The 17,839-nt window shown below is 52.8% G+C and carries 17 protein-coding genes; 14 read left to right on the top strand and 3 right to left on the bottom strand.

All coding sequences use genetic code 11. The features are described from left to right. Positions 1 to 3 precede the first annotated feature (3 nt). From JFT66_RS01320 to JFT66_RS01280, 9 genes are all read left to right on the top strand, one after another. Positions 4 to 1,236: an O-antigen translocase gene (locus JFT66_RS01320; RefSeq protein WP_153837911.1), complete on the top strand. Its 1,233-nt coding sequence runs from the start codon at positions 4 to 6 to the stop codon at positions 1,234 to 1,236. A gap of 33 nt (positions 1,237 to 1,269) precedes the next feature. Next, positions 1,270 to 2,532, top strand: a complete 1,263-nt coding sequence (locus tag JFT66_RS01315) for a glycosyltransferase (RefSeq protein ID WP_034118755.1) — start codon at positions 1,270 to 1,272, stop codon at positions 2,530 to 2,532. Positions 2,533 to 2,584: 52 nt separating this feature from the next. Further along, a complete protein-coding gene (locus JFT66_RS01310; RefSeq protein WP_198858628.1) occupies positions 2,585 to 3,637 on the top strand; it encodes a hypothetical protein in 1,053 nt (350 codons plus the stop codon). Positions 3,638 to 3,692: 55 nt separating this feature from the next. Beyond that, entirely contained in the window at positions 3,693 to 4,667 is a 975-nt protein-coding gene (locus tag JFT66_RS01305; RefSeq protein ID WP_198858627.1) for an NAD-dependent epimerase/dehydratase family protein, read from the top strand. Between the two features lie 17 nt (positions 4,668 to 4,684). Continuing rightward, positions 4,685 to 5,836 carry a glycosyltransferase gene (locus JFT66_RS01300; RefSeq protein WP_153837778.1) on the top strand — a complete coding sequence of 384 codons (1,152 nt, stop codon included), beginning with the start codon at positions 4,685 to 4,687 and terminating at the stop codon, positions 5,834 to 5,836. 85 nt (positions 5,837 to 5,921) lie between these two features. Further along, a complete protein-coding gene (locus JFT66_RS01295) occupies positions 5,922 to 6,518 on the top strand; it encodes a sugar transferase (protein WP_034118758.1) in 597 nt (198 codons plus the stop codon). Beyond that, entirely contained in the window at positions 6,515 to 7,138 is a 624-nt protein-coding gene (locus JFT66_RS01290; protein WP_153837779.1) for an acetyltransferase, read from the top strand. Before JFT66_RS01295 ends, JFT66_RS01290 begins: the two co-directional genes overlap by 4 nt. Before the next feature lie 106 nt (positions 7,139 to 7,244). Then, positions 7,245 to 8,423, top strand: coding sequence for a DegT/DnrJ/EryC1/StrS family aminotransferase (locus tag JFT66_RS01285; RefSeq protein WP_198858626.1), 1,179 nt, complete (start codon positions 7,245 to 7,247; stop codon positions 8,421 to 8,423). A 128-nt stretch (positions 8,424 to 8,551) separates the two neighbouring features. Then, the gene (locus JFT66_RS01280; protein WP_034118761.1) at positions 8,552 to 10,546 is read left to right on the top strand and encodes a polysaccharide biosynthesis protein; all 1,995 of its coding nucleotides are present in this window, start codon (positions 8,552 to 8,554) and stop codon (positions 10,544 to 10,546) included. A gap of 258 nt (positions 10,547 to 10,804) precedes the next feature. On the opposite strand, the gene JFT66_RS01275 is transcribed toward JFT66_RS01280, so the two are convergent. After that, positions 10,805 to 11,365, bottom strand: coding sequence for an acyltransferase (locus tag JFT66_RS01275; RefSeq protein ID WP_034118762.1), 561 nt, complete (start codon positions 11,363 to 11,365; stop codon positions 10,805 to 10,807). A 623-nt stretch (positions 11,366 to 11,988) separates the two neighbouring features. Here JFT66_RS01275 and JFT66_RS01270 point away from each other — a divergent pair. The 3 genes from JFT66_RS01270 (at position 11,989) to JFT66_RS01260 (ending at position 13,970) form a co-directional block, all read left to right on the top strand. After that, on the top strand, positions 11,989 to 12,321 hold the full coding sequence (locus JFT66_RS01270) for a ComEA family DNA-binding protein (protein ID WP_034118763.1): 333 nt from the start codon (positions 11,989 to 11,991) through the stop codon (positions 12,319 to 12,321). A gap of 141 nt (positions 12,322 to 12,462) precedes the next feature. Next, the gene (locus JFT66_RS01265; RefSeq protein WP_153837782.1) at positions 12,463 to 13,107 is read left to right on the top strand and encodes a GntR family transcriptional regulator; all 645 of its coding nucleotides are present in this window, start codon (positions 12,463 to 12,465) and stop codon (positions 13,105 to 13,107) included. A gap of 14 nt (positions 13,108 to 13,121) precedes the next feature. After that, positions 13,122 to 13,970 (top strand): urea carboxylase-associated family protein, encoded by an 849-nt coding sequence (locus JFT66_RS01260; RefSeq protein WP_198858625.1) that lies wholly within the window; start codon positions 13,122 to 13,124, stop codon positions 13,968 to 13,970. Positions 13,971 to 13,978: 8 nt separating this feature from the next. On the opposite strand, the gene JFT66_RS01255 is transcribed toward JFT66_RS01260, so the two are convergent. Both JFT66_RS01255 and eat read right to left on the bottom strand, forming a co-directional pair. Then, complete coding sequence (locus JFT66_RS01255; protein ID WP_153870561.1) at positions 13,979 to 14,146, bottom strand: DUF2897 family protein; 168 nt, start codon at positions 14,144 to 14,146, stop codon at positions 13,979 to 13,981. Positions 14,147 to 14,257: 111 nt separating this feature from the next. Further along, on the bottom strand, positions 14,258 to 15,622 hold the full coding sequence (gene eat / locus JFT66_RS01250) for an ethanolamine permease (protein WP_198858624.1): 1,365 nt from the start codon (positions 15,620 to 15,622) through the stop codon (positions 14,258 to 14,260). A 398-nt stretch (positions 15,623 to 16,020) separates the two neighbouring features. On the opposite strand from eat, the gene kdpF reads away from it, so the two are divergent. After that, complete coding sequence (gene kdpF / locus JFT66_RS01245; RefSeq protein WP_003218754.1) at positions 16,021 to 16,110, top strand: K(+)-transporting ATPase subunit F; 90 nt, start codon at positions 16,021 to 16,023, stop codon at positions 16,108 to 16,110. 10 nt (positions 16,111 to 16,120) lie between these two features. Then, positions 16,121 to 17,821, top strand: a complete 1,701-nt coding sequence (kdpA, locus tag JFT66_RS01240) for a potassium-transporting ATPase subunit KdpA (protein ID WP_153837784.1) — start codon at positions 16,121 to 16,123, stop codon at positions 17,819 to 17,821. The last annotated feature ends 18 nt before the right edge of the window (positions 17,822 to 17,839 follow it).

Below are 17,839 nucleotides of genomic sequence, written 5' to 3'. Positions count from 1 at the left end.
GCCATGTGGACAGGGTTCGCTCATCTAACGAAAATACTCGCGGGATTCATCGTGCTAAAATTAGTCGCGGTGTATCTGGGGGCTGAAGGCTTGGGTAGCTTGGGCCAGTTGATGAGTTTAATTACCATCTTATCCCTGATTGCGGGCGGTGGGATAACCAATGGCGTCATTAAATATGTAGCTGAATACAAAAGCCTGCCGCCGAAGATGCTCCATTTTGTATCTGGAGCATTTTCGTATGCGTCATATTTCTCTATCGCGCTGTTGGCCATTTGCCTGATTTTCTCAGCGCCACTTGCCAAGGTTATCATGGGTGGGGCGGAATACGCCTGGGTAGTGATTTTCGTTGGCGTCGCACAATGTGGCTTTGCGTTAACAAATTTGATAGTAGGCGTAGTTAACGGTCTGAAGGAGACGAAAGTTTTCGCGATCATACAGATCGTTGGTGGTTTTCTGGCCATTCCGATTGCATGGGCGCTTATCGCGAAGTTTGGATGGGAGGGTGCCGTCATCGCGCTCTGCGTGATAGTGGTTTTTCCATTGGTCCCGGGTGTGATTGTTTTTCTCAAATCACGCTTCAATGGCCAAGTAAAGTTTCTGTCGTTACGTAAGTTGCCGGTAAAGTTGTTGGCGCCATTTTCGCTTATGTTATTTACCAGTGCGGTTGCTTTTCCAGTCGTGGAGATGGTGGTAAGGAATTATCTTATTACGAGTGAGGGATACCATCAGGCGGGTCTTTGGCAGGGTGCGATAAAACTCTCCAGTGCATACCTTGGTTTTTTCAGCATGTTTCTTGGGTATTATTTTATGCCCATGATATCTGAGCAGCATGACAAGTCTGTTATAGCACGCTTGGTTTTTAAGTATCTGGCGTTTGTGATGATATTGTTTGTTGTTGGCGGCACTGTTTTATATATTGGGCGTTCTTTTTTTCTACCGCTGGCGCTCTCGTCCGATTTCAAAGAGCTTGAAGAATTAATTATCTATCAACTGTCGGGTGACTTTTTTAGAATATCTGCTTATGTTATTGGCTATGTGGCCGTGGCTAAGGCCGCCACAAAGCTTTATGTAGTAGCTGAGTTTTTCCAAAGTCTTGTATTTTTAACTGCCGTGTTCGCGGTGTCATTTTTGTACAGCGGTGTACAGGGGGTGATGCTGGGATACATGGCAACGTATATAATTTATTTCATTGTTTGCGTTGTCAGCTTTCGGATCTATCTAGGAAAAGCAGCATAGCGCCTTAGACACTAAATTAATGTTGGAGATAACATGAAAAAGGTTCTTTTTGTACAGTCGTCACTGGGTTTAGGGGGTATTGAGACTTTCTTTGTGCGCCTGGTAAAAGAGCTCAGTGCAAAAGGAGTGCGTCCCCAGTTTGTATTTCTATACAAAAAACTGATTAATCCAAAGCTGTTGATTGAAATCCAAAAGTACTCCGATGTTTATTATTGGCAAGATCTGGTGGGCCTGTCCACCGACGCATTAGGGGAAAAGGCGAAGCTAATGCTTCCGCTGAGTTCTAAAAAGGTCGAAGCACTTTTTTCTGATTGTGAGGCCATACACGTCTCCAATGCTTTGACTTATCTCTGTGCTCAACGTCTCGCTTCCTGTTTACCCCAAGAGCTTAAATGCGTTTTTGGGATTTATCATGCTAACGAACTTGCCTGGGGCGGGAAGAAACTTCCTGCCTATGAGGGTTACTTTCGAGAAAAATTATTTGGCACCCCGCCAATGCTGTTATTTTTCAATCAGGCCTCTGTAGACAAAACCGCGAAAGCAAATAATTTTGCTGGTTATCCATCTATGCTATTCCCACTGGGTGTGGATATGCCTAGTGTATGTCGCGAACCAACTCAAACGTCAGGCGATAAACTTCGGCTTGTATCAGTAGGGCGACTTGTAGAATTTAAGACCTACAATTTGTATATGTTGGATGTTGCCCGTGAGTTAAAAGATAATGGCATCAATTTCACCTATAGTATCTTCGGTTCTGGACCTTTAAGCGACGTCATGGCTGCCAGGATTGCAGAGTTGGGATTGCAGGAAAATGTAATTCTCGAGGGCGACCTGGAGTACTCGCGGCTAGATGAGGAGCTCTCCACGCATCATCTTTTTATTGGCACCGGCACCGCATTGCTGCACGCGGCGGCGAATGGTCTTGCGTGCATTACAGCTATTGAGAATGAGCAGGACTCCACCTCTTATGGGTATTTTTCCGAATTGCCTGGTTACGATTACCATGAGCAGGGTATGGATTTCGAAAAATATAAATTTTATGACTTGATCGCGCAATACAGTGTCCTTGATCTTTCGGGCAGAGAAGCGTTGTCACAGCGCCATCTTGTGAGAAGCAAGGCGTTCGACATGAATGCTTGTGCGGATAACTTTGTCGAGGCTTTCGAAACGGCTCCATTCATCAAGAAGTCGTCGTTTATTTTCTATTCGTTCATGCTGCGCTTTGTTGCCTGTGAGTTAATTGCGACAGTGACTTCTGGAGAAAAATACAGCAAAAAATATGAGCATGTTCTGTGAGTGCTAACGATTCAGTGCGCTGTTCTTCGCCGGTCTACTGGAGTGTTGTTGCATGATGAGGTTGTTTGTCTTTATCGCGCTCGTCATTGTAAAAGTCGGTTTTTTCTTTGTGTTCATTTCCAACCCGACAACACTTTTTTCTGGTGGCAGCGATGCCGACTTTTATGATGCTTATGCGTTGGGTGAGGAATCTCTGACGTCGAGTGTCTGGCCTGACTGGCTGAGAGCGCTGAATGAGGTAGGGCTTTACTCACGGGTGGGCGTCAGCATTTTCCTGATGGTGCTGGGAGTCATAGTTATTCCTGTTTTGTGTGGTCGCCTGGCTTTGGTTAAAGGTTACCCTTACAAGACAAGGATTTGCTTGGGCATTGCCATAGCAATCAGTATGTACCCGACACTTTTTTACTATACGCTTGATATTTATCGAGATGTATTCATGCTGTTTGTTTTTTTGTCGGGTTTGCTATTTGTAAAGTGGTCAATTTACGCGGTGTCTCCGTTGCAAAAAACATTCTATGTGCTGATTGTATTTGCTCATAGCTACTTGCTTTACTTGTTTCGAGGGTACCTGGGTTTTGCGTTTTTGATTTCCTATTTAGGTTTTTTTATGTTTCGCGTGCGGAAGCTATCGTTTTTTCTGCATGTTGTTCCTATGCTTATTGTATTGAATGTTTTCTATATATTGGGTTTGTTTGAACCGTTGATGGCTTATCGAGGGTTGTTTGATGGTGTGGAGGGCGGTGCGAGTTTGGGGATTCGCTTTGACTCTGCATTGATGTTTATCCCGGATTTTACGCTGAACCTTCTGTATCAGCTGTTTGGTCTCTACTTTCCGAATATCATGGCCATATTCGTTTTTTTTCTGGAAAGTATTCCTTTTGCGATAGCATTTGTTTACCTTGTTAAGAATCGGTCGTATGCAGATTCTTTCGTGAATTTCATGGTTGCGTTCTCAATTGTATATTCAGTTATATGGCTTTTGGGTAATGATAATCTTGGTACAGCTATGAGGCTGCGTATGTACGCGTATGTCAGTTTTATTATTTGTAGTGTGATTATTTATCAGCGTAAAAAGCTATTTCTACAAGAGCAAACTGCCAGCTGATATCTGAATGGCGCAGTTCGTTTGATTTGGACCTCACAACAGCGGAGTCGTGTGCATGAATGTTTCAATAACGGGAGGGAGCGGGTTTATCGGAAAGCTGCTGTCAGCAGCATTAGCTGCGCGCGGTGACCGCATTACTCAGCTTTCTCGTCGTGATGGCATGCCGGAGCGTTCTGCAAGGTGCGTAAAGGGGGATCTTGTCACAGGAGGGGATGCGCTTGTGGAGTTTGTCCAGGACTGCGACGTTGTCTACCATTGCGCGGGAGAAGTCAAAAATACAGCTTTGATGTACGCTCTGCATGTAGGGGGTACGAGAAATCTGCTCAAAGCTGTGAGCGAAGAAATCATGCGTACGGGCCGCGCGATCCATTGGGTCCAGCTCAGTAGCACAGGTGCGTACGGCCCACAGGCCAAGGCTGCGTCCCTTCCCTCCAATGTGGACGAACACTTCACTCCCGCGCCGGTCGGGGAATATGAAGTGACAAAGACGATAGCCGATGAACTGGTTGTCGCCCTGGCGTCTATGCAACCGCTATTTACTTACACGATCATCAGGCCCTCGATTGTCATTGGGAAGGACATGTCCAATCAGTCTTTCTTTCAAATGGCGAATATCGTACGCAAGCGATTGTTCTTCTATATTGGCGAGCAAAGCGCATTGTCGACTTATGTTCATGTGGACGATGTGGTCCGTGCGCTGTTGATATGCTCAACCGATCGTAGGGCGGTGGGGGAGACGTTCATAGTGTCAAATGATTGCCTCTTGAAGGAGGTCATTGATCAGATGGCTAGAAGCCAGGGGGTACCGGCCCCGCGTTTGAGGATGCCCGAAGGCGCGGTACGCATGTTGACTCGTGTACTTTCCCCCTTGGTGCGATTGCCTTTGACCCAAGAGCGTGTGGATGCGTTAACCAAACGTGTTGGTTACAGCGCTGCACATATTAAAAGCACTTTGGGCTTTGAGTTTAATAGTTCTATTCCTGAAGCTGTTCCTGGCTTGATTTCAGCTCGAACTGAGCAAGTTTCTTGAATTTACGGTGGTAGCGTATGGCTCATATCAAAAAAATCTGTATTGTCGCAACAGTGCCTGTCGCCCTCCGAGCGTTCATGCTTGAGCATGTGAATAAGCTGGCAGAAACCCACAGCGTTACGCTTATGGCAAATGGCACAGAGGCTGACGTGGCCGGAATGTTGGGTGAAAACGTTCGATTCTTACCGCTTCCGATAGAGCGCCAGGTGTCCTTGCTCAGCGACGTGAAGTCATTGATCAAGCTGTACCAGATATTTTCTAAAGAGAAGTTCGACTGCGTTTTGTCGATCATGCCCAAGTCGGGCCTGCTTTCCATGTTGGCGGGATTCTTCGCGCGTACGCCGGTGCGTGTGCATATTTTCACGGGCCAAGTGTGGTTTACCAAGCAGGGAATTGCTCGTATCGGCCTGAAAAACCTAGATCGATTGTTATCCTTCTGCGCTACAAGTTTATTAGCCGACAGCCCTTCTCAGCGGGCATTTCTAGTTTCGGAACGAGTAGTCAGCCCGAGCAAGATCAGTGTTTTGGGTCAAGGTTCCATCAGTGGTGTCGACATTGCGCGCTTCAAGCCGAGCGCGCAATTGCGCCAGGAGATACGTGAAACCCTTGGTATTCCTGAGTCGGATGTGGTTTTTCTGTTCATGGCTCGCCTGACACATGTGAAGGGTGTTCCGGAACTGGGCAAGGCTTTCAGGGCTGTAGCGGCTGATCTGCCTGACGCGCACCTACTGGTAGTGGGTCCCGATGAAGATGGCCTTGATGGCCGTCTGGCGGAATTGATGCTGCCGTTTGGTAACCGATACCACCGAATTGGTTACACGCAGGTGCCGGAAAGCTACATGGCGGCTGCGGACGTTTTTTGTATTCCCAGTTATCGCGAAGGCTTCAGCCTGGCGACGATACAGGCTGCCGGTGTCGGCCTGCCAGCCATTGCATCCCGGATCTATGGCCTGACTGATGCGGTGAAAGAGGGCGTGACAGGGATCTTTCATCGGGCGGGCGCGGTTGATGAACTGAGTGCTGCCATCTTGAAGCTCTATTCCGATGAGCCAATGCGAAATCAAATGTCCAAGGCCGCGGAACTCAGGGCTCATAAGGATTTTTCCCAAGCATTCATTGTTCAAGAAATGCATCTCTATATAACATCCTTATTGAACAAGGTCGGCTAAGTCGCTTTGGCGCGTCCTCTGTTGAGGTTAACGTGGGCTTCAAGGCTCTAGTAATTCAATGGCATGATTTAATGTGGGTAGATGGATGAAACGGTGTTTTGATTTTGTCGCTTCTTTTGCCGCGTTGTTTTTTCTGTGGCCTGTGCTTGCACTGGTTGCCTGGAGAATCAAGAAAAACCTCGGCTCGCCAGTCCTGTTCAGGCAGGTAAGGCCCGGCCTCAACGGCGTCCCTTTCGAGATGATAAAGTTTCGAACCATGCGCGATGCGACGGATGCCCAAGGCAACACGTTGCCTGATGCGGAGCGTATGACGCCTTTCGGCTCGTTTTTGCGCTCCTCTAGCCTGGACGAATTGCCAGGGTTGTGGAATGTGCTCAAGGGCGATATGAGTCTCGTCGGGCCGCGCCCATTGTTGATGGAGTATCTCCCCCTTTATTCGCCTGAGCAGTTGCGACGTCATGAAGTTCGCCCAGGCGTTAGCGGCTGGGCGCAAGTAAATGGTCGCAATGCGATCAGTTGGGAAGAAAAATTCAAGCTGGACGTGTGGTACGTGGACAACGCCAGTTTTTTCCTCGACCTCAAGATCATCTACCTGACTGTAAAGAAGGTGATTGTTAAGGACGGTATCAGTGCTGAAGGCGAGGCGACCATGTCCAAATTCACAGGAGGTGACTCCCGATGAAATTGGCTGTACTCGGTGCCAGTGGCCATGGCAAGGTGGTGGCCGACACAGCCCAAGCTTGCGGTTGGAAACAAATAGATTTTTTTGATGACGCCTGGCCCACTCGCCAGCAGAATGGCCATTGGCAAATTACCGGCGGTTTAGCCCAGCTGTTACCTCGGCTGGACGATTATGATGGAGTGTTCGTCGCTATCGGAAATAATCGGATACGCTATGGCAAGTTGACTGAATTGGAGTCAGCCGGCGCAAAGATTGTCTCGCTCATTCATCCCCAGGCTGTCATCAGTCAATATGCCTCCATTGGTATCGGTACGCTGGTTCTCGCAGGCGTCGTCGTGAATGTTGATACCGTGATCGGTCGTGGCGTAATACTCAATACCGGCTGCAGTGTCGATCATGATTGTGTCCTGCACGATGGTGTGCATATCTGCCCAGGTGCACGACTTGCTGGCGGGGTCGAGGTTGGCAAGCTGAGTTGGGTTGGGATTGGGTCCTGCGTTCGACAGTCGCTACGCATAGGCACAGGGGTGGTAGTTGGTGCCGGTGCAGCGGTGGTGACTGATATCGCTGACGCTTTGACGGTGGTCGGAGTGCCTGCCCGCGCTCTTCTCAAGACATGAGCACTCACGCTGTCCTAAATGGCTGCTCAGGACGATAATGTCGTTCTTGCTAAGCCTTTGATAGTTCTTACTCTTTACTTAATTGTCATTTCGACGGGTACTCACAGTGCTAAATACACCTTTTTCTCCTTGGCCATCGTTCAGTCACGAAGAGGCCGATGCCGTCCGCGATGTGATTCTTTCCAATAAAGTCAACTATTGGACTGGGCAGGAAGCCCGAACCTTCGAGAAAGAGTTCGCGGCGTGGTCGGAAACGGAGTACGCGGTTGCGCTGGCTAACGGCACTGTAGCTCTGGATGTGGCATTCAAGGCGCTTGGCATAGGTAGCGGTGATGAAGTCGTTGTTACATCCCGTACGTTTCTTGCGTCTGTTTCGAGTATCGTCAATGCAGGGGCCGTGCCTGTATTCGCTGATGTTGACCTGGATTCGCAAAACATTACCGCCGAAACCATTCGTGCCGTATTGACGCCTCGTACTCGGGCTATCGTTTGTGTTCACTTGGCCGGTTGGCCATGTGATATGGATCCGATCATGGATCTTGCCGCAGAAAATGACATCAAGGTAATCGAGGATTGCGCGCAGGCGCACGGTGCTTTCTACAAAGGGCGCCGCGTCGGCTCTATTGGCCACATCGGTGCGTGGTCGTTTTGCCAAGATAAGATCATGACCACCGGCGGTGAGGGGGGCATGGTTACCACCAATGACCGCGACTTATGGTCGTCAATGTGGTCATACAAGGATCACGGCAAGAGTTGGGAGGCAGTCTATGAACGCCAGCACGCCCCCGGCTTCCGTTGGCTGCACGAAAGCTTCGGCACCAATTGGCGGATGCTGGAAGTGCAGGCTGTGATAGGCAGGATCCAACTGCGGCGCATGGTTGACTGGGAAGCGAGCCGTAAGGCTAATGCGGCGCGTATCTGGGATACAGCCAGTCAGCTTGTAGGCTTGCGTGTACCCCAAGTGCCATCGCACATCACTCATGCGGCATATAAATGTTATGTCTTTGTGGAGCCATCGTCTCTGAAGGATGGATGGAACCGCGACCGAATTATCGAAGCGCTGGTCGCTCGAGGTGTTCCGGCGTTCTCCGGTTCATGCTCCGAGGTTTACTTGGAAAAAGCTTTCGACAATACCGGGTGGCGCCCTACCGTTCGATTACCTAATGCGGTCGAGCTTGGTGAGACCAGCCTGATGTTCCTGGTTCATCCCACGCTGACGGGCAAGGAAATTGAGTGGACTTGTGAGACGTTGACGCAGGTAATGCGCGAGGCAGCAACAATATAGCCGCTGGAGGCCCGGAAGTAATTAAGGGTCCATAGGTACGGCATGTGATGAAAAATCACAGCCGTATCCAAATGTTCAACTGCTGCACATGAACCGTTTCAGTTTTAGCAAGGGTGTTTAGAGGGGTTATGGATAAGATACGTGCGTACTTGGTGGGATTGCCCCGACGACAAAAACGCGTTCTGCAACTGATAACCGACGTGTTAGTGGTCTGGTTTGCGTTATGGATGGCTTTTGTAGTACGTCTTGGCGTAGACGAGATGATCAATCCTGTCGCGATGCACTTATGGTTGTTTATCTGCGCCCCAGTCGTTGCCATTCCCTTGTTTATCCGCTTTGGCATGTATCGTGCGGTGATGCGTTATTTCGGTAATGATGCGCTGATTGCGATTATCAAGGCTGTGAGCCTTTCGTCGCTCATACTGGGTGTTGTTGTCTATTGGTACAGCAACCACCAAAATGTTGTCCCGCGTTCTATCATATTCAACTATTGGTGGCTAAGCCTCATCATGGTGGGCGGTCTGCGGTTAGGGATGCGTCAATATTTCCTCGGCGATTGGTTCGCCGCCGCACAACACGTGCCGTTCACCAATCGGGAAGATGGCTTGCCCCGTGTCGCTATCTACGGAGCAGGCGCAGCGGGTAATCAGTTGGTCGCAGCCCTGCGTATGGGTAGAGTGATGCGCCCGGTAGCATTCATCGACGACGACGTCAGTATCTCTGATCGTGTTATTTCCGGCCTTCAGGTTTACAAGCCCAAACATATTCAGCGGATGATCGACGCTACAGGCGCTCAGGAAATTCTTTTGGCTATACCCTCGTCTAATCGAGGGCGCCGCCGGGAGATCCTCGGTTTTCTTGAAGGCTTCCCCCTGCATGTGCGCAGTGTCCCTGGCTTTATGGATTTGGCCAGCGGCAGGGTGAAGGTCGACGATATCCAGGAAGTTGATATCGCTGACCTTCTGGGCCGTGATGCCGTGCCTGCTCAAGACGAACTGTTGGAGCATTGCATCAAAGGGCAGTGCGTTTTAGTGACAGGCGCCGGTGGTTCAATCGGCTCTGAGCTTTGTCGACAAATACTTTCCTTGCACCCTACGACACTGCTGTTGTTCGAACACAGTGAGTTCAACCTTTACAGCATTCTTTCCGAGCTTGAGCAGCGCATTACCCGTGAGTCATTGCCGGTTAAGCTGTTGCCAATCCTGGGGTCCATACGTAATCCGTCCAAGCTTGTCGACGTCATGAACACCTGGCGGGTGGATACTGTGTATCACGCCGCTGCCTATAAGCATGTTCCGATGGTCGAACATAATATAGCCGAGGGCGTGCTCAATAATGTAATAGGTACGCTCAATACGGCACAGGCTGCCTTACAGACTGGCGTTGCCAACTTTGTACTGATCTCCACAGACAAGGCCGTACGCCCGACCAATATCATGGGTAGCACGAAACGATTGGCTGAATTGGTTTTGCAAGCACTAAGCCGTGAAGTCGCTCCCGTGTTGTTCGGCGACAACACCTGTGTACCCAGGGTCAATAAAACGCGCTTTACCATGGTGCGTTTCGGTAACGTACTGGGTTCTTCGGGCTCTGTGATCCCGCTATTCCATAGGCAAATCAAGTCGGGTGGGCCGTTGACGGTGACTCACCCGAAGATCACCCGTTATTTTATGACAATCCCCGAAGCGGCCCAGTTGGTAATTCAAGCCGGCTCCATGGGCCAAGGGGGAGATGTATTTGTGCTGGATATGGGCGAGCCCGTAAGAATCATCGAGCTGGCTGAGAAGATGATTCACTTGTCAGGTCTGAGTGTGCGCTCTGAGAAGAATCCTCATGGCGACATCGCCATCGAGTTTTCCGGCTTGCGTCCTGGCGAGAAACTGTACGAAGAGTTGCTGATCGGTGACAACGTGGTGGCTACCCGGCACCCGATGATCATGAGTGCTGATGAAGATAATCTTGCTTGGGACGTACTCAAGGTCAAATTGACGGAGTTGCTTTCTGCTGTGGATCAGGACGATTACACGCGAGTTCGGCAATTGCTGCGCGATACCGTCAGCGGCTATGCGCCAGATGGCGAAATTGTTGACTGGATCTACCAGCAGCGTCGCCTTGAACCTTAAGAACGTGACCTTTATGGCGCGCGGCGCAAATGCCGCCTAGAGGCCGGCGTTGATGAGCATGGGGACGAGAACCTGGCCATCGGCGCCTTCTTCGGGCTTATGCTCATCAACGGTAACCTGATCAACCCCCCCCGGTGCCATGGCAAACCCAGACGCTTACCCATCGGCGGTTATATTCGTGATAGTGCGGATAACTGGAGAGCGTATTTTATTTCGGAAAATCTGATGCCAGATTTCTGGCATCAGACTGGAGCACCATTATTTTTCCGAATCTAAATAATGTTTTTCGAGCTCCAGAAGTTCTTGGCTTCGATTTTTAAGCCTCTTCGCGGGTACGCCAAAATAAATGCCCCAAGGGTCTGTAGACTTCGTAACCATTGACATTGCCCCTACTGAACAACCTTCTGCCAGCGTTACACCTGGCAAAACAATGGAGGAGGTTCCGATGATGACGTGACGACCGATATGTACCGGTAACTTTGCTTCGTTCTTGTACTGGCTGGGTACAGTTGGATTGGTCAGGGTTTTTCCGCTGTAGTCATCGGATTGAGCAAAAACATGACAACCATATGCCAGGCCTGAGAAGTCCTCCATGGTGATGCCAAGCTCACCACCCGCCACATTGTTGAAAATGGCGATATGGACATTTCGCCCTAAAGTGACAGTCCCTGAAATAACGCAAAAATCATCAATGCGAGTGTTGTCACCGATTGAAATTCTATCGCAGTTATATATAGAAGCCTTGTCGCTTATCTTTACATTTTTTCCGAGGCTTTTAAAACCCATTTCTTTTAACTTTGCTTCTGAAATAAAAGCCATTTTGGTAACTCATTTGGTTTGATTTGGTGGTGTTGCAAAGTTGCTCAGTTGAACGCACATGTCTTTTCGGTAGTTAGAGTGACTCGTATGTCTAACGCGAGCAACGGCGTCCAACGTTGTGAATTCTTTAGCCATGAAATTCCATTGGCATGTACAAAACTACACCGCATCAGGGGCGCCAAGGCTTTACTGGGCGCTGCACGGTTTGATCGGTGGTTTTCATCCGTTTGAAAAAAACGTTCACACATTCATTTCGGGCCTTTTGAGCACAGATCTATGGCGTCCTCCGACTGCGATTCTAGACTATGAGCGCTTCTATGTCCGTAGCTGATATCAGGGAACAACTGAGGCTCGGGGGCATCCGTGCCTCAAAATCCCTGAGTAGCGGGCTGTACAGGTATAAGGATGGAACTTCCCAAGGTCTGGAAGCTGACTTAGCTATTCTATGGCGCGTAATGAAAACCTAGCGAATCCACACGCTGTGCAAGGTGTACAACAGTGAATTTGGCACTGTTCACACGCTGTTACTCACCCATTTTTGACACCCTCCAACCATCGCCTAACGTAGAAAAGCAGCTTCGGAAAAGCTGCTTTTCTCTTACCGATGTCATGGAGCGTCACCAATGCAAAACCTCTACATTTCATCCCTCATCTTTGCCTTCCTCACCAGCCTCTCCGTTGCCACCACCGCAGCGCCGTCTATCAAACCCGAAGCCCCGACACCGATCTCCACTCAAACGACCACGACCGAACAATCCACCAAGGTCAACCTCAACGCCGCCGACGCCGAAACCCTGCGTCGCGATCTGTTCGGTATCGGCGCTTCCAAGGCAAAGGCGATCGTCGCCTATCGCGAAAGCAACGGCCCGTTCACGGCGGTGGATGAGTTGTTGGAAGTCAAAGGCATCGGCAAGGCGTTGCTGGAGAAGAATCGCGACAGGCTGGTTATCAATTGAGGATGTGAATAGGGTCCAGAAGGCCGGTCGTCGACCGGCCTTTCCGTTATTCGGGGCTCGCGCCTTTTAAACCTCAGGTGCCATTGGCATGAAACGTGATTACATCTAACTCAGTGATTGTTCAACAATCTTGAGGTGGTGATGACGCTCAATTTGTCTTTAGCCGACCAGATCGCTCTGGAGCTACGTGCCGACATTATCGGTGGGCGGTTATTGCCAGGTATGCCGTTGATCGAGGTAGATCTCGTCAAAGCGTACAACGCATCGCGCAATACGATTCGTGAGGCGCTACATCGCTTGGGCCAGGAGGGGCTCACGCGCTATGTGCGCAATAAGGGCGTGATGGTTCGGCGCTTGGAGCGAGAAGAAGTGCGTGACCTGTTCGTAGTGCGTCGTACCCTGGAGTTGCAGGCGATTGCCCAGAGTGGCCCGCTGGCGGACGCTCAATCAGACCGTATGCAAAGCGCCATTGAGGCCACGACTCTGGCCCGGGAGCGCGAGGACTGGCGAGCGGTGGCCACCCACAGCCTGGTGTTCCACCAGCAGATTGTCGGGTTAATGGGCAGCCCGTTGTTCGATGAGTTTTTCGCTCAGGTGATTGCGCAGTTGCGCCTGGTGTTCTGCGCTGCGCCTGATGAGCAGCGTTTTCAGTCACCCTGGCTGGAGCGGGACCACGAGATTTACACGCTCCTGGTCAATAACCACACCATGGCCGCTAGTGCGGCGATGAGCCTGTACCTGGATGATTCGGAACGCCTTTCCCTTGCCTTGTTTGATCACTCTTGATGGAGGATTGCCCCATGTACAAAGACTATCCGGCCGCTTACCAGGTCAGTAAAGGTTCAGCGTTGCAGGTGGATACGGCGTTCTATGAGCGTATTCGTGATCACAAGGATCAGCGCACGTTGATCGAGCAGTTCCAAGTACCGATTCGCACGGGGAGGGCGTGGAAGGTTCCGGCCGGGCATGTGTTTCGTGTGACCACACCGGTGGGCCCACAGGTGGGCGACTTCAACGTGTGGAACGCCAATGATCCTCGCGAGCGTCTATGGGCTGCGCGTACCCGGCAGCTACAGGGCGCGCATGTCAGTACCCATGACCGGCTGTGGTCGAATCTGCCATTCTTACGGCCCCTGGTGACCATCACCGATGACAGCCTGGCCAGCTACGGCATTGATGGGCACGGCGGCCGCCTGCACGATTTGCTTGGCACGCGTTGCGACCCTTATGTGAACCGTATGCTGACCGGTGAGGACTTCCATCACCACTGCCACTCGAACCTGACCCGTGCGGTATTGCCCCATGGCCTGACTGAGTTCGATGTGCATGATGTACTGAATATTTTCCAGTGCACCGGCCTCAATCACGATGACATGTACTTTATGAAAGCCTGTCCGGCGCAGAAGGGCGATTACCTGGAGTTCTTCGCCGAGATTGATCTGCTGTGTGCGCTGTCGACGTGCCCAGGCGGGGATTTGTCGCTGCCGATGTGGGGGCCGGACGCGCAGGATCCGCTGACGGTGTGTCGTCCGTTGGGGGTGGAAATCTACAGGCTGGAGGATGAGTTGCTGAGCGGCTGGAGCCAACCGGAACGTGCTGCCTACAAGGGGCAGCACGGGTTGCATATTGCCAAGGCGGATTGGGAGTAACTCAGGGTTCAGCGATCCTGCGCATCCTTGGCATCCGCCTGCGCATTACGCTCGGCCACGCGTTTGCGTTGTTCGTCGGTGAGTTCCACCTTGTTGGCGCTGTCACGCAGCATCATCAGCCCACCGACGATCGACCCTATCGCTACTAACATAATCAACCACGCATACCACGGCATAAGGCTCTCCTTGAGGCAGACATCCGTGGGAGATTTTTCCCACGGTAATGACTGCTTTGAGTGACGGGCTTTCTGAGTAGTTCAGTGTAGGCCCGTTCTGCCTCGCTGGCCCTATAGTCCCGTCAACATCGCATCTGCCGGGGCATCGGCGCGGTCTTGCGCGGTCATCTGGAAGTAGATGAAACCCACTGCCATGAAGCCGAGGAAGATCAGCCCGATCAGGGTGTTGAACCAGGCCATCGCCACCAGGCACACCACCGCCAGTACCAGTGCAATCCCTGGCACGATGGGGTAGCCCGGTGCGCGGAACGTGCGTTCAAGCAGCGGTTCGGCCTTACGCAGTTTGAACAGGCTGAGCATGCTCATGATGTACATGACGATGGCACCGAACACCGCCATGGTGATCATCGCGGCGGTCAGGGTCATGCCACCCAGGTTGATCAGGCCGTCGCTGTAGATGGCTGCGATGCCGACGACGCCGCCGGCGATGATGGCGCGGTGGGGTGTCTGAAAACGCGACAGTTTGGCTAGGAAGGGCGGCAGGTAACCGGCGCGGGCGAGGGCGAAGAACTGGCGCGAGTAACCGAGGATGATCCCGTGGAAGCTCGCCACCAAGCCGAACAGGCCGATCCACACCAGCATGTGCAACCAGCCGGAGCTTTCGCCTACCACGGTTTTCATCGCTTGAGGCAGTGGGTCGTTGATGTTCGACAAGGTGCGCCAGTCGCCCACGCCGCCGGCGAAGAACATTACGCCCATGGCCAGGATCACCAGGGTCAGGATGCCGCTGATGTAGGCTTTTGGAATAGTACGCTTGGGATCTTTGGCCTCTTCGGCGGCCATGGCCGCACCTTCGATGGCGAGGAAGAACCAAATGGCGAAAGGGATTGCCGCGAACATCCCGGCAATCGCCGGGGCGCCAAAGGTGTCGGAACCGGCCCAGCCATTGAGGGCAAAATTGCTGAAGCTGAACGCCGGGGCGACCACGCCCATGAACACCAGCAGTTCGGCGACGGCGAGTACGCACACCACCAGTTCAAAGGTAGCGGCAAGTTTTACACCGAGGATATTCAGGCCCATGAACACGATATAGGCGCCAACGGCCGCGTGTTTCGGGTCCAGGGCCGGGAACTGCACATTCAGATAGGCGCCAATGGCTAGGGCTATTGCAGGCGGCGCGAACACGAATTCGATCAGGGTCGCCAATCCGGCAATCAAGCCACCTTTCTCGCCAAAGGCGCGACGACTGTAGGCAAACGGCCCGCCAGCATGGGGAATCGCGGTGGTCAGCTCGGTGAAACTGAAGATAAAGCAGGTGTACATGGCGGCGACCATCAACGAGGTCACCAGGAAACCCAAGGTGCCAGCCACGCCCCAGCCATAGCTCCAGCCGAAGTACTCGCCGGAAATCACCAGCCCGACGGCGATGCCCCACAGATGCAGGGTGCCCAGGGTGGGTTTGAGTTGTGTGTTCATTGTGCGGTGCTCCCTGAAGGGGTTGGAATGATTCAGGGTGTTGCAGCGGTTGTGCCAGGCTGTGGAACTGTGTCGTAAAGCCGTAGCTGTGTCGTCTGGGGAACGGTTTGGCGTTTGAATGTGGCTTGAGTTGCACCACATAAGTGCGGTGGTGAGTGAGCCGGCGCTTTCGCGAGCAAGCCCGCTCCCACATTTGACCGAGTTTTAACTGAAAGAACGCAGTCGAATGTGGGCGGGCTTGCTCGCGAAGAGGCCCTCCCAGCCACTGTAAGCCCCGCATAAAGCCACTCTTTACGCCATCTTTACGCCCCACCCACCGCCTCGCTCTCGTTCCTTTACACCACTCCTGCGGACAATTGCCCCACACGCGGCACTCGCCGTTAAACGGAGAAACTTCCATGAGCGTTCTGGACGGGGTGTCACTGCTATTGGCCGTGGCGCTGTTCATTTATCTGCTGGTTGCGCTGTTACGCGCGGATCGGAACTAGGAGCAGGGCTATGCACAGTTATGACTATTGGCTGATCATCGCCTTCTTTGCCGTGGTACTGGTGCCGGCACCGTTCCTGGGGCGGTTCTACTACAAGGTGATGGAAGGCCAGCGCACTTGGTTGACGCCGGTGCTGGGGCCGGTGGAAAACGCCTGCTATCGCCTGGCGGGCGTGGACGCGCAGCAGGAACAGAGCTGGCAGAAATACATGCTGGCCTTGCTCGCATTCAACCTGGCGGGCTTCTTGCTGTTGTTCTCGATTCTGTTATTCCAGGGCTCCCTCCCGCTGAACCCGCAGAAACTGCCGGGCCAGGAATGGACCCTGGCGTTCAACACCGCCGTCAGTTTCATGACCAACACCAACTGGCAGAACTACAGCGGTGAAGCGTCGCTGAGCTACCTCAGCCAGATGGTCGGCCTGACCGTGCAGAACTTTGTCAGCGCCGCCACCGGCCTGGCAGTCCTGGTCGCCTTATGCCGTGGGATCGGTCGCAAATCCGCTCAGACGCTGGGTAACTTCTGGGTCGACATGACCCGCGCCACCCTCTACGGCCTGCTGCCGTTGTGCCTGGTGCTGGCGCTGTTCCTGGTGTGGCAGGGCGTGCCGCAAACCTTCGCCCATTACGTTGATGCCGTCACGATGCAGGGCGTGGATCAAGTGATTCCCCTGGGCCCGGCCGCCAGCCAGATTGCGATCAAGCAACTGGGCACCAACGGCGGCGGCTTCTTCGGTGTGAACTCGGCGCATCCGTTCGAAGACCCGACGGCCTGGGCCAACCTGTTCGAAGTGGCCTCGATCATCCTGATCCCGGTGGCGCTGGTGTTTACCTTCGGTCATTACGTCAAGGACCTGCGTCAGAGCCGGGCGATCCTCGGTTGCATGCTGGCCCTATTCCTGATCGGTGGCGCGACGTCGCTGTGGTCTGAATACCAACCCAATCCAACCCTGAACAATCCGGCCGTGGAGCAAACCGCACCGCTGGAAGGGAAGGAGGCGCGCTTCGGCACCACCGGCACCGTGCTGTGGTCGGTGACCACCACCGCGGCGTCCAACGGTTCGGTCAACGGCATGCAGGACAGCCTCAGCCCCCTGAGTGGGATGGTGGCACTGGTCAACATGATGGTCGGCGAAGTGATCTTCGGCGGTGTGGGTGCCGGCATGTACGGCATGTTGCTCAACGTGCTGATCGCGGTGTTCCTCGCCGGGCTGATGATCGGCCGCACCCCGGAATACCTGGGCAAGAAACTCCAGGCCAAGGAAGTGCAATTGCTGGTAGTGACCTTGCTGGTGATGCCGGTGGGCGTGCTGGTACTGGGCGCCATCGCTGCGAGCCTGCCTGGTCCAGCCGGTGCCATCAGCAACCCTGGTCCTCACGGGTTCAGCCAGTTGCTCTACGCCTACACCTCTGCCAGTGCCAACAACGGTTCGGCGTTCGGTGGCTTCAGCGCCAACACCCCATTCCACAACCTGATGCTGGGCGTGGGCATGTTGATCGGCCGCTTTGGCTACATCCTCCCGGTACTGGCCCTGGCCGGCAGCCTGGCGATGAAGAAGGCCGCACCGATTGGCCAGAACAGCTTCCCCACCCATGGCGCGTTGTTCGTAACGCTGTTGACCGTGACCATTTTGCTGGTGGGCGGCCTGACCTTCCTGCCGACGCTGGCACTCGGGCCCATTGCTGAACATCTGAGTATGGCTGCTCCTAAATAAAGAGCTGAAGGGATATGA

The organism is Pseudomonas sp. MF6755 (assembly GCF_016405635.1).
In the GTDB taxonomy this organism is placed as follows: Bacteria; Pseudomonadota; Gammaproteobacteria; order Pseudomonadales; family Pseudomonadaceae; genus Aquipseudomonas; species Aquipseudomonas haemolytica.
The sequence above is the reverse complement of the archived record's forward strand: the minus strand, read 5'-3'. Positions and strand labels throughout refer to the sequence as shown.